The organism is Aeromonas sp. Y318-3 (genome assembly GCF_027706185.1).
GTDB classification, from domain to species: Bacteria; Pseudomonadota; Gammaproteobacteria; order Enterobacterales; family Aeromonadaceae; genus Aeromonas; species Aeromonas veronii.
This window is the reverse complement of sequence record NZ_JAPDCN010000016.1, coordinates 19,152-43,773: the sequence shown is the minus strand read 5'-3', so window position 1 is coordinate 43,773 and position 24,622 is coordinate 19,152. Positions and strand designations below refer to the sequence as shown.

The following is a 24,622-nucleotide window of genomic DNA, read 5'->3' as shown; positions in this document are numbered from 1 at the left end:
ATAGAAAAAGCCCCGTGATGGGGCTTTTGCGTTTCAACTCGGTGGTCGCCTTGGGGCGGGGGATTAACCCTCGGCCTTGTTGAGCCACTCCACCTTGTACTGGGCGCCGGCGCCCTGCGCCAGCTTGGCACACAGCGGTTTGAGGAAGGCTTCGATCTGCTCGTCCAGCATCCAGGGCGGGCTGATGATCAGCATGCCTGAGCCGTTCATGCCCCAATCGGTGGTCTGACCGGCCACTTCCAGCTCGGCGACCAGGACGTTGCCGAAGTTCTCGCGCTTGATGGCGCGCAGCATGTCGCGGGATTTGTCCGCCTCCTGCCCGAGGATGGGATACCAGAGGGCGTAGATGCCGGTCGCCCAGCGTTTCTGCGCCTTTTTCAGGGTATCGACCACGGCGAAGTAATCTTCTTTGAGCTCATAGGGCGGGTCGATTAGCACCAGCCCGCGGCGCGGGGTGGGCGGCAGCAGGGCGATCAGCCCCTCGAAGCCATCACGGTGGTGTACGGCCACGCGGGGGTCATAGCCCATGTTGGCGCGTAGATCTTCGACCTCGTTGTTGTGCAGCTCCATCAGCGCCAGCTTGTCCTGCTCGCGGGTGAGGCGGCGGGAGAGCTCCGGCGAGCCGGGGTAGTAGTGCAGCTGGCCATCGCTGTTCATCTCCTCGATAACGCCGAGATAGGGGGCCATGGCAGACCACTGGGCCCGCTCGTCCCACAGGCGGCCGATGCCGTCGGCATACTCGGCCTTCTTCTGGGACCAGTCGCCGCGCAGGTCGTAGAGACCGCCACCGGCATGGGTGTCCAGCACGATGAAGGGTTTCTCCTTCTTCTTGAGGGACTCGATGATCAGGGCCTGAACGGCGTGTTTCAGCACGTCGGCATGGTTGCCGGCGTGAAAGGCGTGGCGGTAGCTCAGCATATTAGATCTCTGAGGGGGCCCTGCTGGGCACCCAGTAACGATAGATAGTTCAACAAATTGCGGCTGTTGCCGCGAAACAGGGAGAGGCTGCGCAGGGTCTGCAACAGGACGCCCTGTTGCAGCCGCTCCAGCTCCAGCTCGTGGGCCAGCATCGACTGATACTGCTGCTCGCCGAGTCGCATCTTGGCGCTCTGGCGCAGGGCGCGCCACGGGGTCAGCACCGCTTCGGTCTGCGCCAGCGCCGGTTGCAGGTCGGTGAGATCGACCACGATGCCGAGTTGATCGAGCCGGTGCAGCAGCAGCGCGAGATTGACGTTGCCCCCCTGCTCCTGCACGGTGAGCCAATCCTGGCTGCGCTCACCGTAGACCTTGCCGCTCCAGTGCCAGAAGCCGATCGGCGTCGGCAATTCGTGGACCGCGACCCGCTCGCTGGCCATCAGCTGTTCGTCACGCAAAGAAGGCTTGCTCCATGGTTTCCAGCTCTTCGGAGAGGCTCATCCACTCCAGCTCCACCTCTTCCAGCTGCTCCTTGAGGGGGCCCTGGGATTTGAGCAGCTCGGAGAGCTTGGTTTTAGCGCTCTCTTCATAGATGGCGGGGTCGGCCAGTTGGCTCTCGATGTCGGCCAGCTTGCCTTGCAGCTTCTCCATGCTCGCTTCGAGTTTCTCGAGCTTCTGGCGCAGGGGGCGGGTCTGCTGGCGAAACTCCGCCTCGCGCCGCTTCTGATCCTTGCGCGCCACTGCCGAGTTGGCAGAGGCGGGGCCATCGGCCGGTTTGGCGTTGGCCTCTTTCTCCTGCTCGCCGAGCCACTTGTGGTAGTCGTCCAGATCGCCGTCGAACGGTTCGACCCGGCCACCGTGCACCAGATAGAAGTCATCTGTGGTGGTACGCAGCAGGTGACGGTCGTGGGAGACCACCACCATGGCCCCTTCGAAGCCTTGCAGCGCCATGGTGAGGGCGTGGCGCATCTCCAGATCCAGGTGGTTGGTCGGTTCATCCAGCAGCAGGAGGTTGGGCTTTTGCCAGGTGATCAGCGCCAGCACCAGCCGCGCTTTTTCACCGCCGGAGAAGGGGGCCACCTTGTCGAGCGCCTTGTCACCGTGAAAACCGAAGCTGCCCAGATAGTTGCGCAGCTCCTGCTCGGTCTTGTCCGGCGCGAGGCGGGCCAGATGATCGAGTGGGGAATCGTCGAGACGCAGGGTCTCCAGCTGATGCTGGGCGAAGTAGCCGATGCTCACCCCGGCACTCACTTCGAGCTTGCCGGAGAGCGGCGGGTTGGAGCCCGACAGCATCTTGATAAAGGTGGACTTACCGGCGCCGTTGCGACCGAGCAGACCGATGCGCGAACCCGGTACCAGATTGAGTTTGATCTTCTCCAGGATCACCTTGTCGCCGTAACCGGCAGAGAGGTTCTCCATGGCGATGAGCGGGGTCGGCAGGGCCGACGGCTCGCGAAACTCGAAGCTGAACTCGGAGTCGGCGTGGGCGGGCAGGATCTTCTCCATCCGCTCCATCGCTTTCAGGCGGCTCTGGGCCTGGCGGGCCTTGGAGGCCTTGTAGCGGAAGCGATCCACATACGCCTGCATGTGGGACATCTCCCGCTGCTGCTTCTCGTACATCGACTGCTGCTGGGCCAGATGTTCGGCGCGCTGCAGTTCGAAGTCGGAGTAGCCGCCGGTGTATTCGTTGAGCTTGCCGTTCTCGATATGGATGATGCGGCTGATGACCGAATCGAGGAAATCACGGTCGTGAGAGATGAGCACCAACGTGCCCTGATAGCCCTTGAGCCACTTCTCCAGCCAGATCACCGCATCGAGATCCAGGTGGTTGGTCGGTTCATCGAGCAGCAGCAGATCGGAGCGGCAGAGCAGCGCCTGAGCGAGGTTGAGGCGCATGCGCCAGCCACCGGAGAAGCTGCGCACCGGCGAGCTCAGCTGCTCGTCGCTGAAACCGAGGCCGTGCAGCAGCTCGGCGGCGCGGGCGCGAATGCTGTAGGCGCCGATGGTATCGAGGCGACCGTGCAGCTCGGCCACCAGCAGACCATTGTCATCCTGTTCGGCCTGCACCAGCTGGGCTTCCAGCGAGCGGAACTCCTTGTCGCCGTCGATCACGTACTCGAGCGCGGAGCAGTCGAGCGCCGGAGTCTCCTGCGCCACGCCTGCAATCTGCCAGCCAGCGGGCAGGCTGAAGGTGCCGCTGTCGATGGCCAGCTCGCCCCGTACCAGTGCAAAAAAGGTGGACTTGCCACAGCCGTTTTTACCCACCAGACCCACTTTGTGGCCGGGGTGAATGGTGGCGGAGGCGTTGTCCAGCAGCTTGCGGCCGCCGCGGATCAGTTCGATTTGACTGGCAACTATCATGGGTGGGATCTGCTTGCTCAAAATGGAGGAGAAAAACTGGCGCGGATCTTACGTGAAATGACGCTGATTTGCACTGTAGCGAAGGGCTGGCCACTGGCTGGCGCTGCAAAAACATGCCATAACAGAGAAACCAGTTTGGTTACGGGAGGTTAGCATGCATATCAGGGATATTATGACGACCCGGGTCGCCACCGTTTCAATGGATGATCGACTCCGAGTCATCAGGGATATCTTCGAGCAGGCACACTTTCGCCACCTGCTGGTGCTGGAAGAGGAGGAGCTGGTAGGGGTCATCTCGGATCGGGATCTGTTCCGCGCCATCAGCCCCTATCTAGACTCCGAAGCCGAGATGAGCCGCGATACCGAAACCCTCAACAAGCGGGCCCACCAGATCATGAGTCGTCAGCTCGTCACCATCGCTCCCCATCTCACCGTGCGCGACGGCGTCAAGCTGATGCTGGAGAAGGGGGTCTCCTGCCTGCCAGTGCTGGAGAATGGCGCCCTGGTCGGCATCATCAGCTGGAAGGATTTTCTCAAGGCGGCGCTGGAGAGTGACGCGCTGGTTTGAGCCCAACGCTTATCGCCACTAGCTGACAGAGAACCAATATAGAGAGAGGGGAGCCAAGGCTCCCCTCTCTCTATATTGGCTTTGCCGACAATGCCGGTTTGCACGCCGCTTGCATCATCATGGCTCGGGCTGCCCTGCGACAAGGCAGGAGGGGCCGCTGCCGGAGAGGTGCGGCTGAAGATGGGTGCGGATCTCCTGCAGGGTGCGCTGGTACTGCTGGGCATGCTGATCGAGAAACGCGGGGCTGTGCTTGAGGCGCCGCTCCAAGGTATCGACCAGCAGCGCCACCCTGGGTGCGGCCATACCCGCAGGCCAGCAGTGTTGCAGCAGCTCCAGCAGTTGCCAGGCATCGCCCGGCAGGGCGGGGAACTCCTCCAGCAGCTGCAAGCCCGCTTGCAGGGCTGTCTGATATTGGCTGGCCTGCATCGCCTTGTGGCGCAGCTGGCGCAGTTCGCTCAGCCGTTGTTCTCTCGCCGTCAGACGCTGGCCCAGCTCGGCCACCAGATGGTGGAACAGCTGGCGGGTGAGCGGGTGGGGCGCAACCCTGACGCGGTATTGGGTCAGCTGGGTCAGGTAGCGCTGGGCGTGGTGGGGCAAACCGCAGAACTGGCTGACCGCAAAGCCGAGCAGCAGGGTGAGGTGGTTGTCGCTCCCCTCATCTGGCTGGTGGTGGGCAATCAGGATCAGCGCCTCGTCAAATCGGTAATCCAGCCCCAGCATCAACGCCTGCAGCAGCTCATATTCGTGGGGTTGCAGGTGGACGGTGCGCTTGAGGTGCTCCCACTCCTGTTGCAGGGAGCGGATCCGGTTGCTGGAAGGGGCGTGCCACAGCACCGCCAGACTGGCATTGAGCATGAAGCTGTCGATGGCGAGCCGGACGCGCTGCTCACTGAAATGGCGCAGGGTCAGGCTGTTGGCCTGCTCCAGTACCTTCTCCTCATCTTGCAGCACCAGCCCGAGCAACATCGCCAGCTGATGCCAGCGCGGCTGATGGGGGCGGATCAGCAGCAGCTCTCCCATGGTCTCCCACGCCGCCAGCCAGTGATGCTGGTGCAGCTGGCTGGCGAGTTGCAGCTCCAGCCGGGTAGCCATCGAGACGCTGGCTTGATGGCGCTGCAAGTCGGTCCGGGCACTCTGCAATTTGCCGAGCCCCAGCATGGCGTAGAAGAGCCCGGCCCTTGGCCAGCTCGCCTGATACTCGTTGGCACAGAGGGCATAGTGCTGGGCGGCAGTGATCCGCTCGGCTGATTGCAGCAGCAGATAGCCCTTGAGCCGATCCAGCCAGGGGGTCAGCGAGCGATTCTCCCGTTGAAACAGCAAGTCTTCACAGAGGGCGGTAGCCAGTTGCCACTCCCGCAGCAGAATGGGGGCGGCCAGCGTGCGGGTCAGGTTGCTTAACTTCACCAGCTGGCCGAGTACCGCGGTGAGCTGCTGGGTCATGAAGGGAAGAGTCAGATAGAGGGAGAAGTAGAGATCCGAGGGGAGAAACTCCTGCTCGCTCTGATCGGCATCGAGCAGCAGCAATACGCAACCGGGTTGCAGCAGGCCGAGATAGTGCGCTTCGTGCAGCAGCCGGGCTCCGTCAAGATCCTGCTGCTTGTCCTGCTGACAGATGATGGCGTCGAAGGCGTGCTGTTGCAGCAGGGCCAGCAGGCCGCTGCGCTCGTGGTTTGGATGGCTGTGGTAGTGGATCCGGTCGGCGGGCACTCCCTGTTCGGTCAGTTCCCGGGTGATGGCGCTACGGAGCAGGGGATCCTCTTCGAGCAGCAGTATCGTCATGCAGGTACTTCCTGTGAGCAAACCATTAGGTTGATTATGGTAGACCCAAGAGGAACATAGGCACAGCACTCGCTGAGTGAAAAGCTGACAGTAGCCAGCAGGGTGCTGGAGGGCGCACTATGGGCTGTTATTTCAATCGGTTATGTAATCGCTCAGGCCCGCGACCTGCTATTGCCGAGGGCGGACCTGCGTCCCGAAGGGGCAGTCGCTCTGGCGGATCAGCCGCGCCCCCTTGCCCTGTTCCCCCAGCCAGCTCAATTCCAGCTTGCCGAGGCGGCCCAGATGGCGCAGCTCGAACTCGTAGCGCTGGCAGAGGTTGTCCTGGGGCAGGCTCGCCATCCCTGCAGGCAGTCGGTATTGATAGCGCAGGAGTGGCCCATCCTCCAGCGTGCTGGCCACCGGCACCAGCCCCTCTGGGGTGGGCTGCGGCGCCCCGAGTGCGCGGCGCAAACTGAGCGGCGCATCGATCGCCTTTTGATAGTGCAGGCCGTTCATGGCCGCCAGCTCCTCTTCCAGTCGTTGCAACTCCCCTTCCAGTCCATTGAGAGCGGCCCCCAGCTGCTGGTGGGTCGTTGACGAGGCGCAGCCACCCAGCAACAGGGTGGCAAGCAGCAGGGCGGCTCTGATGGGGGGCACGGTATCTCCTTGGCAATGACGATGAAGCGTGAAGGTCAGGTCGGCTGGCCCTGACTATAGCAGGGGATTGCTGGGGGGCGTCCCCTGCAGCAGTAGGGCCAGACGGGCCAGCCCCTCGCCGACCCGGGCGTCGGTGGCGGGTTGGCTCAGGCTCAGGCGCACCCCTTGCGGAGCGGCAAACTGACCGGCGGCGAAGTGTTCCCCGCTCGCCACACCAACGTCAAGGGCGTCGGCGGCGGCAGCAAACTGTTGGCTACGCCAGGGCTCAGGCAGCGGCAGCCAGGCGTGCATGCTGCCCGGCTGCCAGAGGGCGGCAGGCAGCAGGTGGCGTAGCAGTTCGCCACGGCGTTTGAGGATCTCCCGCTGCTGCTCGACCAGCGGCATGATCTGGCGCTGACTGACCATTTTACAGGCCAGTTCGATCAGCAGCGGGCTCACCATCCAGCTCGACAGCCGCATGGTCTGGGCGAAGGCGCTGCGCAGGGCGGGGGGCGTCAGCACGAAGCCGACCCGCAGGCCGCCGCATGCGATCTTGGCCAGACTGCCCAGATAGATGACCCGCTCCGGCGCCAGATTGACCAGGGGGATCACCGGTTGCTGGGGCAGCAGGCCGTTGACGTCATCCTCGATGATCAGCAGATCGTGGCGACGGGCGATGGCGACGATGGCCTCCCGCCGCGCCAGACTCATGATGGCGGTGGTGGGGTTTTGCAGGGTCGGGGTGAGGTAGAGCAGCTTGGCCCGGCGGGTGCGGCAGGCGGCGTCCAGCGCCTCGGGCAGCAGCCCCTCCTCGTCCATCGCGAGCCCCACCACCTGATTCTTCAGTTGGCGAGCGTTACCCAGCATACCGGGGTAGCTTAGCCCCTCGCACAGGATGGTCTCCCCCACGCAGCCGGTCGCCAGCAGCGCCAGCATGATGCCGTGCTGGGCGCCGTGGCTGAACAGCAGGCGATCCTCACTGCAGGCCACCCCTTGCTCCGCCAGCCAGTCGACAAATTGCTGGCGCTGATCCGGTCGTCCCGCCTCCTTGTCGTAGCCGAGCAGGGCGTTGAGATCCCCGTCCGCCACTTCCCCCAACATGGGGCGAATGATGGCCGCCCGATCCAGCTGCACCGGCAGGTTTTGCCACAGCTCGATGCGGTGCCCCTCCTCCTGGCGGATCACCCACTCATTGGCGGGATCCGTGTTCGCTCCCTTGACCCAAGTGCCGTGACCCACCCGGGCGGCCAGCAGGCCGCGCCGCTCCGCCTCGCTGTAGGCGCGGGTGACGGTGCCTACGGTGACACCCAGACGATCCGCCAGGGAGCGGTGGGTAGGCAATCGGGTCTGCGTTGGCAGCTCGCCATTCGCGATCCCCTGTTCGATCGCTTTGACCAGCTTGAGGTAGAGGGGGCCATCGAAGGCCGCAAGGTCGGGTGTCCAGATTGTCATGGTGACAATAAATCCATTGATCCAAATTTGTTGTCAATATAGCGTGAATTTCAACCTGATAACAACCAAATAGCACACATTGTATCGATACAATGTGGCAAGCAAGGAGTCACAATATGACGATGGAGTGGTATGTCACCCTGTTCGGTTTTGCCGTACTCACCTGCGGTACGCCGGGGCCCAACAACCTGATGCTGACGGCCTCCGGCGCCAACTTCGGGGTGCGTCGCACTCTGCCACATCTGCTCGGGGTGGGGCTGGGGCAGCCGGTGTTGCAACTGGTTCTGGCGCTGGGGCTTTATCCGCTGTTCGAACGCTGGCCCCTGCTACGGCTCGGTTTGCAGATCTTCGGCAGCCTCTATCTGCTGTGGCTGGCGTGGCGTATCGCGGTGGCCGGGGCGCCGGGGGATCCTGCCCGGAGCGCCCGTCCGCTAACCATGCTGGAGGGGCTGGGCTTTCAGTTCCTCAATCCCAAGGCGTGGATGATGGGGATCTCCGCCATCAGTCTGTTCAGCCTGCCCGGCGCCAGTTACTGGTCGAGTCAGCTGGCGGTGATGGTCATGTTTGCGCTGGTGGCCCTGCCGGTCTGCTTTGTCTGGGTACTGTTCGGCCATCAGCTGAGCAACTGGATCAGCTCGGATCGGGGCTGGCGGCGGCTCAACGGCTCCCTCGGTCTGCTGACGGCGCTCTGCGTGGTGATGCTCTGGTATTGAGCCGTGCTGCGCTGATGGGGGAGGTGGCCGAGAAAGAGGCATTTCTGACTTGTCGCCGCGGGGTTAGCTCTGCATATTAGAAGGCTTTCCCCATAACGGGCGCGTTGCATCGACAAGAGGTTGAGATGGATCTGAACTGGTTACTGCCCCTGGCGGGGTTTGCCCTGGTTACCTGCGGCACGCCTGGGCCCAACAATATGTTGCTCACCAGCGCCGGGGCGGCGCAGGGTTTTCGCCGCACGATTCCCCTGCTGGTGGGGGTAGTGGGGGGGATCAATCTGATGATCCTCGCTACCGCGCTGGGGCTTGGTGTGGTGTTCGAGAAGGTGCCGCTGCTGCACGATGGCCTCAAGCTTATCGGCTCGGCCTATCTGCTCTGGCTGGCGTGGAAGGTGGCGACGGCCAGTGGCCCGGCCGAGGGAAACCGGCCGCTTATTCCCGCTCATCAGGGGGCCATGCTGCAACTGCTCAATCCCAAGGCATGGATGATGGCGCTCTCCGCCATCAGCGGTTTCACCCTGGCGGGGGAGGCTTACTGGCCCTCTGCGCTCTGGGTGTTGGTGACCTTCTTTATTACCGGCCTCTATACCGGGGCGTTCTGGGTGCTTTTTGGTGCCCAGGTGCGGCAAATCATTCGCACCGCCCGGGGCTGGCGGCGTTTCAATCTTGGCATGGGGCTGGCGACGGCCGCCTGTGTCGGGATGATCTGGATTTAGTCCGGGGTTGACCCGGGCCTTTACCGGCTGTCTTGTTGGCCCTGCGGGGCCTTTTTTATCTCGTCCGCATGGCCTTGCCTGCAAGGTGGCGTGGTTCTGCCCTCCCTTGGGATGAAAGGAGTTCATATGAAATGTATCGGTCTGCTGGGTGGCATGAGCTGGGAGTCCACCGTCAGTTACTATCAGGCGCTCAATCGCGGGGTGCGGGCGCAGCTTGGCGGTTTGCACTCGGCGCGGGTGCTGCTCAATAGCGTCGACTTTGCCGGTATCGAGCGGTTGCAGCATGCCGGTGACTGGCCCGCCACTGCCCGCCTGCTGGCGGCGGAGGCGCGCAAGTTGCAGAATGGCGGCGCCGATTTCTTGCTGATCGGCACCAACACCATGCACAAGGTGGCCCCCGAGATTGAGGCGGCCATCGATATCCCGCTGCTCCATATTGCCGATGCCACCGCGGCCAAATTGCGGGCGGACGGGATAACCCGAGTCGGCCTGCTCGGCACCCGCTTCACCATGGAGCAGGATTTTTACAAGGGGCGCTTGCAGGAGCGCTTCGGGTTGGCGGTGCTGGTACCCGATGAGGCCGGGCGGGAGCGGGTACACAGGATCATCTATGACGAGCTCTGTCTGGGGGAGATCCGTGCATCGTCGCGGGCCGAGTATCTGGCCATTATCGAGGAACTGGCGGCCGCGGGTGCCGAGGCGGTGATCCTCGGCTGTACCGAGATTGCCCTGCTGGTGGGCGATGCCCGGGCGGCAGTGCCGCTCTACGACACCACTGCCATCCATGCCGAAGCGGCGGTCGCGCTGGCACTGGCATCCGATTAATAAACTGGTCAGATCTCACTATTCATGCTTGTCTCATACCCCTTGCCATAAAAGCGTGTAAAATTGCGCCCTGAATTTTCCCCGGCCAACGCGGGTTGGCTGCGGTTTCCTAGCATGCAAGGCTGACATTGTGACTGAAGTAGATAGATTCGCGGATATTCGCCCCTACCGCGATGAAGAAGTGCCGGCAGCCATCGAACGGCTGATCCAGGATGATGAATTTATCGGCGCCATCGCCAAGTATCGTTTCGGTTCCCTGATGAGCTGGCTGGGTTGGGCCATCCGCCCGATGATCCGCCTGTTCCTGCGCCGCAAATGGTCAAAAGTGACCACAGTGCATCAGGTCCAGATGGGGGTTACCCGGTATATGTCCCGCATGATCGCCACCTCCACCAAGGGGGTGACCTTCTCCGGGATCGAGCATCTTAAGAAAGAGCAGGGCTATCTGTTTGTCTCCAACCACAGAGACATCGCCATGGACCCGGCGTTCGTTAACTGGGGGCTACACACCCACGGTTTCGATACCGTGCGCATCGCCATCGGTGACAACCTGCTGCGCAAACCCTGCGCTACCGAGCTGATGAAGCTCAACAAGAGCTTTATCGTCAAACGCTCCGCCAAGGGGCCGCGGGAGATGATGAAGGCGCTCGGCGAGCTGTCTGCCTATATTGGCAACTCGGTTCACGAAGGTCACTCCATCTGGATTGCCCAGAAGGAAGGGCGCGCCAAGAATGGCGATGACAAGACAGATCCGGCCATCCTCAAGATGTTCTACGTCGACGGCAAGAAGCAGAAGATCGACTTCGTCGACTACATGCGCAGCCTCAATATCGTGCCGGTCAGCATCAGCTACGAGCTGGACCCTACCGACAAGGCGAAGGCGCGCGAGCTCTACGAGAAGTCGGTCAACGGCAGCTACGAGAAGGGCGAGTTCGAGGATATCGAGAGTATCGTCGCCGGTATCGTCGGCATGAAGGGGCGGGTACATGTCTCCTTCGGCGCGCCGATCACCGAGGGCTTCAGCGATCCGGACGAACTGGCCGCGCTGATCGACAAGGCGATCTGGAGTAGCTACCACCTCTTCCCCAGCAACTATCTGGCGGCAGATGTCTCCGGCAAGGCCAATACCATCGAGCAGGCGGCCTTCCTGACCCGTCAGTCAGAGGTGCCGGAAGAGCACAAGGCGATCTGGCGTGCCATGTACGCCAAACCGGTGGAAAATGCCCAAAAGGCTTGAATGAAACCGGTTGTTAAACGGTTTTGCGAAAAAAATGGGCGCTGATGCGCCCGTTTTTGCGTCTGGTCAAAGTCGAGGGGGAAAGGGTGGTGAATAATATGGTTTCAGCTGGTACGATCACTATGAAAATGGGATTATGTCTCTTGGCAAGGTGCTGACGAGTGTGTAACAGTGCCCATATAGCTGAACATGAGCAAAAGCTCTAAACCGGTTTGCACGGATTGCAGACGGTATTATTGAAGGACCTGTCACAGGTCCTTTTTCATTGGCTGGCAAAGATGCCGCCCAGATATACCTAACAGGAAAGAGACGCCATGATCACCGGTAGCCTGAACACCCTGCAGCGGACGCCGCTGCCCGCCCCGCTGGCCCGCATCATGGCCGAGGTGGTGAAGAGCGTGGCGCACTGGGGTGACGCTCCGCTCGGCAAGACCGAGATCGATGGCCTCAACCTGTTCTGTCTGGTGAGCGAGGATCTGACCGAGCCAGCCGCGGATCGCCGTGGCGAATTCCATCAGCAGTATCTCGATATCCAGTTGCTGCTGCGCGGTGAAGAGTGGATAGGTGTGGGCCCCCACGACTACGTGAGCGACGGCGCCGATCATCCCCATCCCGACCTCTGGTTTGTCGATGACGAGCAGACCAGCTACCTGGCGCTGCAACCGGGTGATTTCGCCATCTTCTTGCCGGGCGAGCTGCACCGCCCGCTCTGTACCTTCAACCAGCCCGCCAAGGTGAAGAAGCTGGTGGTCAAGGTACACAAGGATCTGCTGGCTATCGCCTGAGCATTCCCATTGAGGCGAGCCCTGCGCAGCTGATGCGTTGAGACTCGCAAGCATTGAAACGAGTGATACGCACCACAAGTTGCGATGACTCTTTCAAGAGCAAGAATTGAAAAATTGGACGCACCCTCCTGCGACCATAAGCCCCCGGCAGGGGAATCCCATCCTCTTTTGGATGACACGACACTGTCGGCATAAAGCCGAAGCACAGGAAGATGTAGAAAATGAGCAAGTTGGTATTGATCCTTAACTGCGGTAGCTCTTCCCTGAAATTTGCCGTAATGGACGCCGAAACAGGTGAGGACATGCTGTCCGGCCTGGCCGAATGCTTCAATCTGGATGATGCACGTATCAAATGGAAACTCCACGGGGTCAAGGGCGAAGCCATGCTGGGAGCGGGTGCCGCTCACCAGGAGGCCCTCGACTATATCGTGGGTCACATCCTGCCGCAGGATCCGACTCTTGCCGAGCAACTGGTGGCCATCGGTCACCGAATCGTACACGGTGGCGAGCAGTTCTCCCGCTCCGTGCGTATCGATGACGGCGTGATCGCCGGTATCGAAGCCGCCATTCCGTTCGCCCCGCTGCACAACCCGGCCCACCTCATCGGTATTCGCGCCGCGCTGAAAGTGTTCCCGCAGCTGTCCGAGAAGAACGTGGCCGTCTTCGACACCGCGTTCCACCAGACCCTGCCGCAAGAGGCCTACCTCTATGCGCTGCCGCACAAGCTCTACCGCGAACACGGCATCCGTCGTTACGGTGCCCACGGTACTTCTCACCGCTACATCGCGGAAGAAGCCGCAAAAGAGCTAGGCAAGCCGTTGAATGAACTGAACATCATCAACTGCCACCTGGGTAACGGTGCCTCTGTCTGCGCCATCAAGAACGGCGAATCCGTTGACACCTCCATGGGTCTGACTCCGCTGGAAGGTCTGGCGATGGGTACCCGCTCCGGTGATATCGATCCGGCCGTGGTCTTCTTCATGCACGACCAGCTCGGTTACAGCGTGGAGCAGATCAACCACACCCTGACCCGTGAGTCCGGTCTGCTGGGGATGACCGAAGCGAGCAGCGACTGCCGCTACGTCACCACCAACTACGCCACCGACGCCGGTGCCAAGCGTGCGCTGGATGTCTTCACCTACCGTGTGGCCAAGTATGTCGGCGCCTACGCCGCTGCGATGGACGGTCGTCTGGACGCCGTGGTCTTTACCGGCGGTATCGGTGAGAACGCCGCCATGGTGCGCGAGATGGTGCTGAACCGTCTCGCCCTGTTCGGCTTCAAGGTGGACAAAGAGGCCAACAACGCCGCAGTACTGGGTGGCGAAGGTCGCATCACCACCGCCGACAGCCGTTGCGCCATGGTGATCCCGACCAACGAAGAGCTGGTCATCGCTCGCGATGCCCTGAGCCTGGTCTGCTAAGTCAGCCTCGCTTTGAAACAACGCCCGGCCTGTGCCGGGCGTTGTCATTTCTGGCGTTCACCGATTTGACATGGGGGAGGGGAGCGGTACCCTGACCACCACTGTTTTTGCAGCCAGCGGGCTGCCCGGTTCGGGAGAGAGCAATGAAAGAGGCGTTTTTTAACTGGTTGTCTGGCCTTGGGGTGGAAGTGACCAACCTGATGGCGCTGGTGATCGCGCTGGGTTTTATCGTCATCACCTCGTTGCTACTGCACATGGCGCTGCACCGGGTGTTGCTGGTCCGGCTGGTGGGGATCCTCGGCAAGGCCAAGCAGGTATGGCTGCCGCCCCAGCTGCAACAGCGCCTCTTCAACCGGCTCGCCTTCGTGCTGCAGGGGGCCGTGCTGCTCGGTCAGGCGGAGATCTGGCTGCCCCGCCAATCGGACAGCCTCAAGCTTATCGAGATGGTAGCCCAGCTCTGGATTTTGCTGTTCCTGCTGCTGGCCTTCTTTGCCCTGCTCGACTGCCTGTTGTCGGTGAGCCGTTACACCCGCCTTGGCCGGGACTTGCCCCTGCGCGGCATCTTCCAGGGGGCCAAGCTGGTAGGCAGCATTCTGGTGGGCATCCTGATGATCGCCCTGCTGCTCGGCAAGTCGCCGCTGTTCCTGTTCAGCGGTCTGGGTGCCATGACCGCAGTGCTGATGCTGGTGTTCAAGGACCCCATCCTCGGGCTGGTGGCGGGGATCCAGCTCTCCGCCAACCGGATGCTGAGCGTCGGTGACTGGCTGCAGATGGACAAGTACGGCGCCGATGGCGAGGTGACCGACATCGGGCTTACCACGGTCAAGGTATCGAACTGGGACAAGACCATCACCACCATTCCCACCTATGCCCTGATCTCCGACTCTTTCAAGAACTGGCAGGGGATGACCGAGTCCGGTGGCCGCCGCATCAAGCGCAGCGTCAATATCGACATGACCAGCGTGCGTTTTCTGACGGCCGATGAGCAGTTGCAGCTCAAGCAGGCGCAGCTGCTGGCTCCCTATCTGAGCCGCAAGGAGCAGGAGCTGAGTGCCTACAATCAGCAGCTGAGCGATGCCCTGAGCTGTCCCATCAACGGTCGTCACCTCACCAACCTCGGCACCCTGCGTGCCTATCTGGATGCCTACCTGCGTGCCCACCCCGGCATTCGCAAGGACATGACCCTGATGGTGCGCCAGCTGGCACCTACGTCAGACGGTTTGCCGCTGGAAATTTACTGCTTTACCGCGACTACCGCATGGGCCGATTACGAAGGGATCCAGGCCGATATTTTCGACCATATCTTCGCCATCATTGAGCAATTTCATCTGCGGTTGCATCAATCTCCCACAGGTTACGACATGCGTGCCTGGCAACGGGGATAAACAGGGAAACCGGGCGGGTCGGGGACGCGGAAAAAACCGCATATTAATCATCGACCCGTCGCCACTTGTCAGTTGAAATTTGCCGTGCAGAGGAGAAAAATGGCGGCCTTCTCTTCGCGCCCCTGATCCCCTCTTGATCAGCTGCCAGCCCAGAGACGTCACTTCAAGTCATCATCATGGGAAAGTTATGAAGCTCCTTCGCAATAGTGTGGCAACACTCTGCTACAGCCTGCTGCTGACCGCTGCGCCGGTTTTCGCTGTTGAATATGCTCTGCCTGCGGCCAACAGCCGTCTGGTAGGGGAAAATCTGGAATACGTGGTTCCGGCCGAAGAGAACGGCCAGCCGCTGGAGGCCATTGCGGCCAAATTCCAGCTGGGGCTCACCAACATGACCGAAGCCAACCCCGATGCGGATCCCCTGCTGGTACAGACCGGCGAGAAGCTGGTGATCCCCCAGCAACTGATCCTGCCGGATGCACCCCGTGAAGGGATCGTGCTGAACGTGGCCGAGATGCGCCTCTACTACTACCCCAAGGGTAAAAAAGTGGTGGAAGTGCTGCCCATCGGTATCGGCCAGCTCGGCACCGACACCCCGGAAAACTGGGTGACCAGCGTGCAGCGCAAGAAAGCGGGCCCGACCTGGACCCCGACCGCCAAGATGCATGCCGAATATGCCGCCCGTGGCGAGAGCCTGCCTGCGGTATGGCCGGCCGGCCCGGACAACCCCATGGGTCTGTTTGCCCTCTACATCGGCAAGATGTACGCCATCCACGGCACCAACGCCAACTTCGGTATCGGCCTGCGGGTGAGCCACGGTTGCGTGCGTCTGCGCAACGACGACATCGCCTACCTGTTCAAGCAGGTACCGGTCGGTACTCGCGTCCAGTTCGTCAACCAGCCGATCAAGGCCTCTCTCGAGCCCAACGGCGTCCGCTATCTGGAAGTGCATCAGCCGCTGTCGCGCAGCGAAGAGGAGTTCAACTCCAAGCTGCCGGCACCGCTGCCGATGACCCCGGCGGTGACCCGCTTCATTGCCCACGCCGACAGCGATTCCCAACTGGTGAAGCAGGCGCTGGAGCAGCGCAACGGCATGCCGATGGCGATCAACCGCTAACGGCAAATCCCCGTCATGACAAAGGGCGAACAGCATGCTGTTCGCCCTTTTTGTTTCTGCTGCGCTGATTCAGCTTCGCAGCAGATTTGCCTGCAGCTCGCTGCCGAGCTGATCGAGCAGCTGATAGCGCGCCTTGTAGCTGGCCCGCTTGCGGGAGGGGATCTCCTCCAGCGTCTTGCGGGGCACCTCCAGCGGCAGGCTCATCCAGAGTTCATCCTGCACGCAGCCCTGATGCTCCTGCCATAAGCCATCGAGGTCGAACTTGACCCGATCGGCAGTGCGCTTGCTGCTCTGATAGACGTGGCTTTGGGTGCGGATCCCGAGCAGGCTCTTGCACGCCAGCCCCCGGGCCAGCTCGGCGGCCATATAGACCAGCAGGGACATGGGGCGCAGCCCGCCGCACGCCTTGGTGACCAGCTTGATCTCCTCGCTCTGCCCCTTGCCGCCCTGCAGCGAGCAGATCTCGAGGGTCGGGTTCGGCGCGGGGCGCAGATTGAGGGCCATGTAATAGAGGGCCGCGTCACCCAGCTTGAGGGTCAGGCTCATCTCTCCCTCTTTGCCCATGTGGGTTTGGTAATCCAGTTGCAGGGTCAGCGGTGCCGTCAGCTTGTCGCTCTGCCACTGGGCCAGCAGCAGGCCGCGCCCGCTGTAGATTGCCAGTTGTTGCGCCTTGGGCAGCTGACGTGCCAGCTGCTGGTAGTGGCCGCTGATAAGCCCGGCTCGCAGGCGCTTGCGGAGCCCCTTGTGGCGATAGGGGTGGATCGGCTTTTCCAGAATATCGGGGAAGCGGCTGATCGCCTGCGCCAGCAGCGGTTGCTCCTGCTGCTGGCGATAGAGGGCGCGGGCGCCGGGATTGAGCCAGAGACGCCCCACATACTTGGCCCGTCGGATGAGATGACCCGACTCCTCCACCGGGTGAAGGCGGCGGGCGAGGGTTCGCAGGTGTGACAGATGAGATGACATGGTGCCGACCTCTGACTGGTGTGATGAGACAGGGCGGGGAGTGTAGGAGCGGGGCGCTGGCTTGTAAAAAAATGGATAGTAACAAAATGTGAAAACATAACGCTCAATAGCCGCCGTTGCGGCGATATGGCTGCCACGGCCACGGCAGGAAATCTGGCGCCATCCTCTTGATGCGGCAGATGATTTGATGCGTAAAGGTTTTTATTGTGTTTTGTGTTTGTTAAAAGTGGTTGAGCTGGCGCGAACGGCTGATTAAGCTAGGCCGGTTTTTTAGGGATGAGCCCGTCACCAGAGCGGGCAGAAAATGACACAAAACGGAGTTTTGCATGACAGCTAGCACACCCATGTTAATCACCTTCCTGGTGTATATCCTCGGAATGGTGTTGATCGGCTTCGTCGCCTATCGCGCCACCCGCAACTTTGATGACTACATTCTGGGCGGCCGCCGGATGGGGAGCTGGGTTACAGCTCTCTCCGCCGGCGCCTCCGACATGAGCGGCTGGCTGCTGATGGGCCTGCCCGGCGCTGTCTTCGTCAGCGGCATTTCCGAGAGCTGGATCGCCATCGGTCTGGTGATCGGTGCCTACCTCAACTGGCGCTGGGTAGCGGGTCGCCTGCGGGTACATACCGAGAAGAACCGCAATGCCCTGACCCTGCCGGACTATTTCACCTATCGCTTTGAAGATCACAGCAAGGTACTGCGCATCCTCTCGGCGCTGGTGATCCTGCTCTTCTTCACCATCTATTGCGCCTCCGGCGTGGTGGCCGGTGCCCGTCTGTTCGAGAGCACCTTCGGCATGGATTACAACACCGCCCTCTGGGTCGGTGCCGCCGCCACTATCACCTACACCTTCTTCGGCGGCTTCCTCGCGGTGAGCTGGACCGATACGGTACAGGCGACCCTGATGATCTTCGCCCTGATCCTGACCCCGGTCTTCGTCATCATCGCCGTCGGCGGGGTGGACAGCGCCATGATCGAAGTGGCCGCCAAGAGCGCCACCAACCTCGACATGTTCAAGAATCTGGATGTGATCGCCATTGTCTCGCTGATGGCTTGGGGCCTTGGTTACTTCGGTCAGCCCCACATTCTGGCCCGCTTCATGGCGGCGGACTCCCACCACTCCATGGCCAATGCCCGCCGTATCAGCATGACCTGGATGGTGTTCTGCCTCGCAGGCGCGGTGGCCATCGGCTTCTTCGGGCTGGCCTACTTCGCCCGCTTCCCGGAAGTGGCGGCTGGAGTGACCGGCAACCCGGAGCGGGTCTTTATCGAGCTCTCCAAGATCCTGTTCAACCCCTGGATCGCCGGTGTGCTGCTCTCCGCCATTCTGGCGGCGGTGATGAGCACTCTAAGTTGTCAATTACTGGTCTGCTCCAGCGCCATCACCGAGGATCTCTACAAACCCTTCCTGCGCAAGAACGCCTCCCAGCGTGAGCTGGTGTGGGTGGGTCGCCTGATGGTGCTGCTGATCGCGGTGATTGCCATCGCCGTCGCCATGAATCCGGAAAACCGGGTGCTGGGGCTGGTGAGCTACGCCTGGGCCGGTTTCGGTGCCGCCTTTGGCCCCGTGGTGCTGCTCTCGGTGCTGTGGCCGCGGATGACCCGCAACGGCGCGCTGGCGGGCATGCTGGTCGGTGCCATCACCGTCATCGTCTGGAAGCAATTCGGCTGGCTGGGGCTGTATGAGATCATTCCGGGCTTCCTGTTTGCGCTGCTGGCCATCGTAGTGGGCAGTCTGCTGGGCGAAGCGCCCTCTAAAGCGATGCTGGAGCGTTTCCGCGATGCCGAGGAGGAGTACAACACTCCGGCCGAGAGCGCGGGAGAGCCGGTCGCGGTGAACTGATCCCCCTTACCGCTTTCTGATTGAGAGCCCCGCCCCCGGACAAGGAGCGCCCTGGTTGGCCATCCTTGCACCGGTTTGGCGGGGCTTTGTGCTATCTGATTCACTCTTGGGCACTTTTTTATGTTCGGCCGGTGGCTCCCGGGTGCTCGCTTTCTTTTGTCTTGGCACCGAATATGGGACACTAGGCCGCCTGAAGGAGACCTAGTGCATGCGGCTATTCACCCTGATCCTTATCCTCCTGCTGGGGGGACTGCAATATGACCTCTGGCTGGGGAAGAACGGGCTATCCGATTATCAGAACCTGTCGGAGGCCATCTCGCAGCAACAGCGGGACAACCAGACTCTCAAGGATCGTAACGACCTCATTTACCGCGAGATAGATGATCTCACCTCTGGCCTCGAGGCCATCGAGGAGTTGTCGCGCAACGATCTGGGTTACATCAAGCAGGGGGAGACCTTCTACCGGATCATCCCCAAAGAGAAAGACAAAGAGACAGCGCCGGACGATGAGCCCTACGATGACTGATGCCAGCCGAGTATCCGGCCTGACGGCGATCGTCCCTGCCGCCGGTATCGGCAGCCGGATGGGGGCCAATTGCCCCAAGCAGTACCTGCAACTGGCGGGTAAAACCATTCTCGAACATACCCTGGAGCGGCTGCTCTCCCACCCGGCCATCGCCCAGGTGATCGTGGCGCTTGCGCCCCATGACCGCTGGTTCGAGGCCCTGCCCGTGGCGGCCGACCCGCGAATTGTGCGGGTAGAGGGAGGCGCCGAGCGCGCCTTTTCCGTCCTCAATGGTCTCCATGTGGCGCAAGGGGAGTGGGTGCTGGTGCACGATGCGGCCCGTCCCTGCCTGACTCACGGCGATCTCGATGCGCTGATTGTCGCGGCCATGGGCTGTGGCGGCGCCATTCTCGGCAGTCGGGTGCGCGATACCATGAAACGCTCCGATGGGGAGGGCAATATCATCGCCACCGTCGAGCGCGAGCAGCTCTGGCATGCCCTGACGCCGCAGATGTTCCCGACCCGTACCCTGAAGCGGGCGCTGGAAGAGGGGCTGCTGCTGGGCGCCACCATCACCGACGAGGCCTCCGCCATGGAGCGGGCCGGATTCACGGTGCGGATGGTAGAGGGGCGCGCCGACAATATCAAAGTGACCCGGCCGGAAGATTTGTCGCTGGCGGGGCTGTTTTTAAGCCAGCAGGCATAAGCCCCTCAGTCAGAACAGACCGTTCAGAGCTGAGTGTCTCGAACAAACAGGCCCGAACAAGGAGTTAGCATGATCCGGATTGGACATGGTGTGGACGTACACAAAATTGATGGGGTTGGTTTCAGCATGTTGGGAGGTTGCCGCTGATGATGCGCATTGGTCATGGTTTTGATGTTCATAAATTTGGTGGTGTTGGCCCCTGCATGCTGGGTGGCGTGCCGGTTCCCTACGAGCAGGGGCTGGTTGCCCACTCTGACGGCGATGTGGTGCTGCACGCGGTGAGCGATGCCCTGCTGGGGGCCATCGGTGCCGGTGACATCGGTCGCCACTTCCCCGATACCGCTGCCAAGTTCAAGGGGATCGACAGTCGCATCCTGCTGCGGGATGTCTTTGCCCGGGTACAGAAGGCGGGGTATGCCATCGGCAACTTGGATGTGACCATCATCGCCCAAGCCCCCAAAATGGCGCCCCATATCGACGCCATATGCGCTGTGCTGGCCGCCGATCTGCAATGTGATTTGAACCGGGTGAACGTCAAGGCGACCACCACCGAACAGCTTGGGTTTACGGGGCGCAAGGAAGGGATCGCCACCGAAGCCGTCGTCCTACTGGTGAAACAATAATGCTGGAACAACTTGCCTATCTGCACGGGGCGCCCACCGCCCGCGGTATCCTCAAGGCCGAGGCCGCCGATTTCGTGGTCAATGAAGATCTCGGGTTTGAGCCTTGCGGGGAAGGGGAGCACATCTTCGTCCGGGTGCGCAAAACCGGCGAGAACACCGCCTGGGTGGCGGGTCTGCTGGCCGATGCTGCCGGGGTCAACCGCAATGCGGTGACTTGGGCGGGCCTGAAGGATCGCCACGCGGTGACCGAGCAGTGGTTCGGCATTCACCTGCCGGGCAAGGCCGAACCGGACTTGTCGGTTATCGAGAGCGACAGCATCCAGATCCTGCAAGCCAGGCGTCACAACCGCAAATTGCGGGTTGGCTACCTCAAGGGCAACCACTTCACCCTGCGTCTCACCGGTCTGGAACAGGCCGACGGGCTGGAGGCGCGCCTGCAAGCTATCGCTGGGCAGGGCGTACCCAACTACTATGGCGAGCAGCGTTTCGGCCGTGAAGGCAACAACCTGGAAGCGGCCAAGGCGATGTTTGCCGGCAAGCGGATCAAGGATCGCAACAAGCGTTCCCTCTACCTCTCTGCCGCCCGCAGCATGCTGTTCAACGCCATTGTCAGCGCCCGTATCGAGCAGGGGCTGGCTCATCAGCTGCTGGCCGGTGATTGCGTGATGCTCAAGGGCAGCAACTCCATCTTCAGCGAAGAGAGCGTGACCCCCGAGCTGGAAGCGCGTCTTGCCTCCGGCGACGTGCAGCTTACCGCGCCCCAGTGGGGCCGTGGCCGTTTGGCCAGTCAGGGCGCCGCTGCCGAGTTCGAACAGGGCGTGCTGGCCCCTTACAGCGATTGGTGTGACGGGCTGGAGAAGGCTGGGTTGGATCAGGACCGCCGCCCCCTGCTGCTCAAGCCGGAGCAGATGAGCTGGCAGCTGGACGGCGAGGCGCTGACCCTCTCCTTCTTCCTGCCGGCGGGCGCGTTTGCCACCAGCGTGGTGCGCGAGTTAATGCAGGCCGAAGAGGCCGATCACGGTTTCAGGAATCAGACCGATGCGAATTCTGGTCAGTAATGATGATGGTGTGCATGCCGAGGGGATTCGTGCCCTCAGCGAGGCGCTGCGCGCCTGCGGCGAGGTCATTGTGGTGGCGCCGGATCGTAACCGCAGCGGCGCGAGTCACTCCCTGACGCTGGAAGTACCGCTGCGGGTTACCCGCATTGCAGAAAACGGCTTTAATGGGTGCGAGAGCTATGCGGTGAAGGGCACGCCGACCGACTGCGTGCATCTGGCGGTCAACGAGCTGGTGCGCCCTGAACCCGACATGGTGGTGGCCGGCATCAACCACGGCGCTAACCTGGGGGATGATGTCATCTATTCGGGCACAGTCGCCGCGGCCACCGAGGGGCGCCATCTTGGCTACCCCTCCATCGCCATCTCGCTGGTGGGCAAGACCCACTTCGCCACGGCGGCCCACTATGCGGCCCTGCTGGTGAAGGGGCTGATGAAACACCCCCTGCCTGCCGATCAGATCCTCAACGTCAACGTGCCGGACTTGCCCCTCGAGCAGATCAAGGGGATCAAGACCACCCGCCTTGGCAATCGCCACCGGGCGGAGTCGGTGATCTGCACCGAGGATCCCCGTGGCCAGCCCATCTACTGGATCGGCCCCCCCGGTAGCCAGCAGGATGCCGGTGACGGTACCGATTTTGCTGCCATCGAGCAGGGCTATGTCTCGATTACCCCCCTGACCATCGATATGACTGCCTACGACAGTCTCGCCGGTCTGGGGGCCTGGTTAGATCTGCAGGGATGAGGGTGGTGTGATAGTACAGCGCCTGTTAAATCAGCTCATTGCGCAGGATATTCGCGATTTTCGCGTGCTGGCGACCATCGCGAAAGTGCCGCGCCAGCTGTTCGTGGACGAGGCCATGGCGCACAAGGCGTGGGACAACACCGCCCTGCCCATTGGCCACGGCCAGACCATTTCGCAGCCCTATATGGTGGCGCGAATGACCGAGTTGCTGATGCAAAATGATCCGGCCCATGTGCTGGAGATTGGCACTGGCTCGGGCTACCAGACGGCGATCCTCGCCCATCTGGTGGAGCATGTGTATACCGTGGAACGGATCAAGTCGCTGCAGTTCCAGGCCAGACGCCGACTGCGCCAGCTCGATTTGCACAATGTCTCGGCCAAGCACGGCAACGGCTGGCTGGGGTGGCCCAACAAGGGGCCTTATGATGCCATTCTGGTGACGGCCGCGGCGAGCGAGATCCCGACGGCACTGACCGATCAGCTGGCCGAAGGGGGCCGACTGGTGTTGCCCGTGGGTGACAGCCAGCAGACCCTGCAGCTGATCGAACGATCCGGATCCCAGCTGACCAGCCGTATTCTGGAGCCGGTACGTTTTGTTCCCCTGATTGACGGAGATGTTGAGTGAAGTTGTTTTCCCGTTTGTACGTTCTGGTGATGCAGTGGGCTCGCCACAAGCATGCCCCCTGGTATCTCTCCATCACCGCTTTCATCGAGTCGGTATTCTGGCCGATCCCGGTGGACGTGATGCTGGCACCGATGGCGCTCGCCAAGCCCCACAAGGCGTGGCACTACGCTACGCTGGCTACCGTCTTCTCTGTGCTGGGCGCCCTGTTTGGCTATGCCCTTGGCTATGCCCTGTGGGATCCGGTCGTGCTGCCACTGGTGGAGTCTGTGGGCTATCAGGACAAGATCGAGATTGCTCGCAACTGGTTTGAGCAGTGGGGGATCTGGGTCATTTTCATTGCCAGCTTCACCCCTATCCCCTACAAGGTGTTTACCGTGACGGCAGGGTTGTTGCAAATGGCTCTGCTGCCCTTCATCATCACCTCCCTCATCGGTCGTGGCATGCGCTTTTTCCTGGTTGCGGGCCTGATGCGTTGGGGTGGCGAGAAGATGGAACGCAAACTGATGCACTACGTAGATGTGCTCGGTTGGCTCTGTATTGGTCTGGCCGTGGTGGCCTATTTCTGGTTTAGTCGTTAAGGATCCATTATGCGTTCGCGTATTTGGCAAGGAAGCAGTGTCGTGGTGTTGTCATGGCTGCTGCTTGCCTGCTCCTCCAGTAAAAATGCAGCTCCGGTAGATGGTGTTGATGAGGGGCAGTTTGTCTCGACCATTCCGGCTCGCCAAAGCGGTGCCCAGGTCAGCGCCCCCATTCAGGGCGGCAGCTATGTGGTGAAGCGGGGCGATACCCTCTACTCCATCGCCTTCAACTCCGGCAACGACGTGCCGTCGCTGGCCAGCCTCAACAATATCAGCCCGCCCTACAACATCTATCCGGGGCAGCGACTGCGGCTCGATGGTTCCAGCGCCAGTGTTGGCAGCAGCCGCAGTGCCGGTACCTATGAGGTGCGCCGCGGCGATACCCTGAGCAGCATCGGCCGCCAGTTCGGCATGACGCCGCAGGCGCTGGCCCAGAGCAACAACCTGAGTGCCCCCTATGCGCTGCAACCGGGTCAGGTGCTCAATGTCCAGACCGCAGGCGGCGGTTCGACCCAGATGGTGGCTGCGACTCGTCCGGCAACCGTAACGCCGGTGGCCGTGAGCCGTCCGAGCAGCGGTCCGCGTCCGTTGGCCGAGCCGAGTGGATCTGGTCAGACCACGCCGTTCATCTCTCAGAAATCCGTTGCTCCGGCAGCACCGAAGGAATACGCTCAGTCCAAAGAACAAAAAATAAACAACTCCCAGTCGAGACTTGCTTGGCACTGGCCCGCAAAAGGCCGGATTGTCGAGGGGTTCTCTGTTGCAGAACAGGGTAACAAGGGGATCGACATAGCCGGCCAGAAGGGGCAACCCGTCTACGCCGCCAGCAGCGGTAAAGTGGTATACGCTGGCAGTGCTTTAAGGGGGTACGGCAAGCTGATTATCCTCAAGCATGATGATGACTATCTCTCCGCTTACGCACACAACGACGAGTTGCGGGTGAAGGAAGGGGACAGCGTCAAGGGGGGCTCGGTCATTGCCAACATGGGTAGCACGGACGCGCCGGATGTGCGATTGCATTTCGAGATCCGGTACAGAGGCAAGTCGATCAATCCGATGAGCTATTTGCCAAAGCGTTAACCCCAGAGAGAC

At 61.6% G+C, this 24,622-nt stretch carries 25 protein-coding genes; 18 read left to right on the top strand and 7 right to left on the bottom strand.

Translation table 11 applies throughout. The annotated features are described in order from the left end of the window. Positions 1-63 precede the first annotated feature (63 nt). Genes OKB77_RS19025 through OKB77_RS19015 form a run of 3 tightly spaced genes read right to left on the bottom strand, consistent with a single transcriptional unit; the run spans position 64 to position 3,276 of the window. The gene (locus OKB77_RS19025) at positions 64-918 is read right to left on the bottom strand and encodes a 23S rRNA (adenine(2030)-N(6))-methyltransferase RlmJ (RefSeq protein WP_270818146.1); all 855 of its coding nucleotides are present in this window, start codon (positions 916-918) and stop codon (positions 64-66) included. Continuing rightward, complete coding sequence (locus tag OKB77_RS19020) at positions 912-1,373, bottom strand: DUF2390 domain-containing protein (protein WP_270818145.1); 462 nt, start codon at positions 1,371-1,373, stop codon at positions 912-914. The genes OKB77_RS19025 and OKB77_RS19020 overlap by 7 nt, the downstream gene beginning before the upstream one ends. Further along, complete coding sequence (locus OKB77_RS19015) at positions 1,366-3,276, bottom strand: ABC transporter ATP-binding protein (protein ID WP_270818144.1); 1,911 nt, start codon at positions 3,274-3,276, stop codon at positions 1,366-1,368. The genes OKB77_RS19020 and OKB77_RS19015 overlap by 8 nt, the downstream gene beginning before the upstream one ends. A gap of 154 nt (positions 3,277-3,430) precedes the next feature. Between OKB77_RS19015 and OKB77_RS19010 the strand changes: the two genes are divergently transcribed. Further along, the gene (locus OKB77_RS19010) at positions 3,431-3,844 is read left to right on the top strand and encodes a CBS domain-containing protein (protein ID WP_040068349.1); all 414 of its coding nucleotides are present in this window, start codon (positions 3,431-3,433) and stop codon (positions 3,842-3,844) included. Positions 3,845-3,961: 117 nt separating this feature from the next. Here the strand turns inward: OKB77_RS19010 and OKB77_RS19005 are convergent, their stop codons facing one another. The 3 genes from OKB77_RS19005 to OKB77_RS18995 form a co-directional block, all read right to left on the bottom strand. Further along, on the bottom strand, positions 3,962-5,623 hold the full coding sequence (locus OKB77_RS19005; RefSeq protein ID WP_270818143.1) for a hypothetical protein: 1,662 nt from the start codon (positions 5,621-5,623) through the stop codon (positions 3,962-3,964). Positions 5,624-5,791: 168 nt separating this feature from the next. After that, positions 5,792-6,259, bottom strand: coding sequence for a hypothetical protein (locus tag OKB77_RS19000; RefSeq protein WP_245098368.1), 468 nt, complete (start codon positions 6,257-6,259; stop codon positions 5,792-5,794). 54 nt (positions 6,260-6,313) lie between these two features. Next, positions 6,314-7,690 (bottom strand): aminotransferase-like domain-containing protein, encoded by a 1,377-nt coding sequence (locus OKB77_RS18995; RefSeq protein WP_270818142.1) that lies wholly within the window; start codon positions 7,688-7,690, stop codon positions 6,314-6,316. Positions 7,691-7,806: 116 nt separating this feature from the next. Between OKB77_RS18995 and OKB77_RS18990 the strand changes: the two genes are divergently transcribed. The 8 genes from OKB77_RS18990 (at position 7,807) to OKB77_RS18955 (ending at position 15,886) form a co-directional block, all read left to right on the top strand. Beyond that, on the top strand, positions 7,807-8,403 hold the full coding sequence (locus tag OKB77_RS18990) for a LysE family translocator (protein WP_042052350.1): 597 nt from the start codon (positions 7,807-7,809) through the stop codon (positions 8,401-8,403). A gap of 125 nt (positions 8,404-8,528) precedes the next feature. After that, positions 8,529-9,119 (top strand): LysE family translocator, encoded by a 591-nt coding sequence (locus OKB77_RS18985; protein ID WP_064335516.1) that lies wholly within the window; start codon positions 8,529-8,531, stop codon positions 9,117-9,119. Positions 9,120-9,245: 126 nt separating this feature from the next. Next, positions 9,246-9,944, top strand: a complete 699-nt coding sequence (locus tag OKB77_RS18980) for an aspartate/glutamate racemase family protein (RefSeq protein WP_270818141.1) — start codon at positions 9,246-9,248, stop codon at positions 9,942-9,944. A 130-nt stretch (positions 9,945-10,074) separates the two neighbouring features. After that, entirely contained in the window at positions 10,075-11,181 is a 1,107-nt protein-coding gene (locus tag OKB77_RS18975; RefSeq protein WP_042084524.1) for a 1-acyl-sn-glycerol-3-phosphate acyltransferase, read from the top strand. Between the two features lie 314 nt (positions 11,182-11,495). Beyond that, positions 11,496-11,966: a YhcH/YjgK/YiaL family protein gene (locus OKB77_RS18970; protein WP_270818140.1), complete on the top strand. Its 471-nt coding sequence runs from the start codon at positions 11,496-11,498 to the stop codon at positions 11,964-11,966. A gap of 221 nt (positions 11,967-12,187) precedes the next feature. Then, complete coding sequence (locus OKB77_RS18965) at positions 12,188-13,387, top strand: acetate kinase (protein ID WP_245098362.1); 1,200 nt, start codon at positions 12,188-12,190, stop codon at positions 13,385-13,387. 143 nt (positions 13,388-13,530) lie between these two features. Then, positions 13,531-14,772 carry a mechanosensitive ion channel family protein gene (locus OKB77_RS18960; RefSeq protein WP_108613604.1) on the top strand — a complete coding sequence of 414 codons (1,242 nt, stop codon included), beginning with the start codon at positions 13,531-13,533 and terminating at the stop codon, positions 14,770-14,772. 187 nt (positions 14,773-14,959) lie between these two features. Continuing rightward, on the top strand, positions 14,960-15,886 hold the full coding sequence (locus OKB77_RS18955) for a L,D-transpeptidase family protein (protein ID WP_005354531.1): 927 nt from the start codon (positions 14,960-14,962) through the stop codon (positions 15,884-15,886). Between the two features lie 69 nt (positions 15,887-15,955). Here the strand turns inward: OKB77_RS18955 and OKB77_RS18950 are convergent, their stop codons facing one another. Continuing rightward, positions 15,956-16,849, bottom strand: a complete 894-nt coding sequence (locus tag OKB77_RS18950; RefSeq protein ID WP_019446170.1) for a VirK/YbjX family protein — start codon at positions 16,847-16,849, stop codon at positions 15,956-15,958. A 326-nt stretch (positions 16,850-17,175) separates the two neighbouring features. On the opposite strand from OKB77_RS18950, the gene putP reads away from it, so the two are divergent. The 9 genes from putP (at position 17,176) to OKB77_RS18905 (ending at position 24,610) form a co-directional block, all read left to right on the top strand. Continuing rightward, complete coding sequence (gene putP / locus OKB77_RS18945) at positions 17,176-18,693, top strand: sodium/proline symporter PutP (protein ID WP_005354514.1); 1,518 nt, start codon at positions 17,176-17,178, stop codon at positions 18,691-18,693. A 208-nt stretch (positions 18,694-18,901) separates the two neighbouring features. Beyond that, on the top strand, positions 18,902-19,219 hold the full coding sequence (gene ftsB, locus OKB77_RS18940; protein WP_005335520.1) for a cell division protein FtsB: 318 nt from the start codon (positions 18,902-18,904) through the stop codon (positions 19,217-19,219). Then, entirely contained in the window at positions 19,212-19,904 is a 693-nt protein-coding gene (ispD, locus tag OKB77_RS18935) for a 2-C-methyl-D-erythritol 4-phosphate cytidylyltransferase (RefSeq protein WP_270818138.1), read from the top strand. Before ftsB ends, ispD begins: the two co-directional genes overlap by 8 nt. Positions 19,905-20,050: 146 nt before the next feature. Next, positions 20,051-20,527, top strand: a complete 477-nt coding sequence (gene ispF / locus OKB77_RS18930) for a 2-C-methyl-D-erythritol 2,4-cyclodiphosphate synthase (protein ID WP_123172414.1) — start codon at positions 20,051-20,053, stop codon at positions 20,525-20,527. Beyond that, on the top strand, positions 20,527-21,585 hold the full coding sequence (gene truD, locus OKB77_RS18925) for a tRNA pseudouridine(13) synthase TruD (RefSeq protein ID WP_123172415.1): 1,059 nt from the start codon (positions 20,527-20,529) through the stop codon (positions 21,583-21,585). Before ispF ends, truD begins: the two co-directional genes overlap by 1 nt. Next, positions 21,566-22,327, top strand: a complete 762-nt coding sequence (gene surE, locus OKB77_RS18920; protein ID WP_040068372.1) for a 5'/3'-nucleotidase SurE — start codon at positions 21,566-21,568, stop codon at positions 22,325-22,327. Before truD ends, surE begins: the two co-directional genes overlap by 20 nt. A gap of 7 nt (positions 22,328-22,334) precedes the next feature. Then, the gene (locus OKB77_RS18915; protein WP_033138377.1) at positions 22,335-22,952 is read left to right on the top strand and encodes a protein-L-isoaspartate(D-aspartate) O-methyltransferase; all 618 of its coding nucleotides are present in this window, start codon (positions 22,335-22,337) and stop codon (positions 22,950-22,952) included. Beyond that, entirely contained in the window at positions 22,949-23,530 is a 582-nt protein-coding gene (locus OKB77_RS18910) for a YqaA family protein (RefSeq protein WP_005354505.1), read from the top strand. Before OKB77_RS18915 ends, OKB77_RS18910 begins: the two co-directional genes overlap by 4 nt. A gap of 9 nt (positions 23,531-23,539) precedes the next feature. Then, positions 23,540-24,610 carry a LysM peptidoglycan-binding domain-containing protein gene (locus OKB77_RS18905; RefSeq protein ID WP_042081491.1) on the top strand — a complete coding sequence of 357 codons (1,071 nt, stop codon included), beginning with the start codon at positions 23,540-23,542 and terminating at the stop codon, positions 24,608-24,610. The last annotated feature ends 12 nt before the right edge of the window (positions 24,611-24,622 follow it).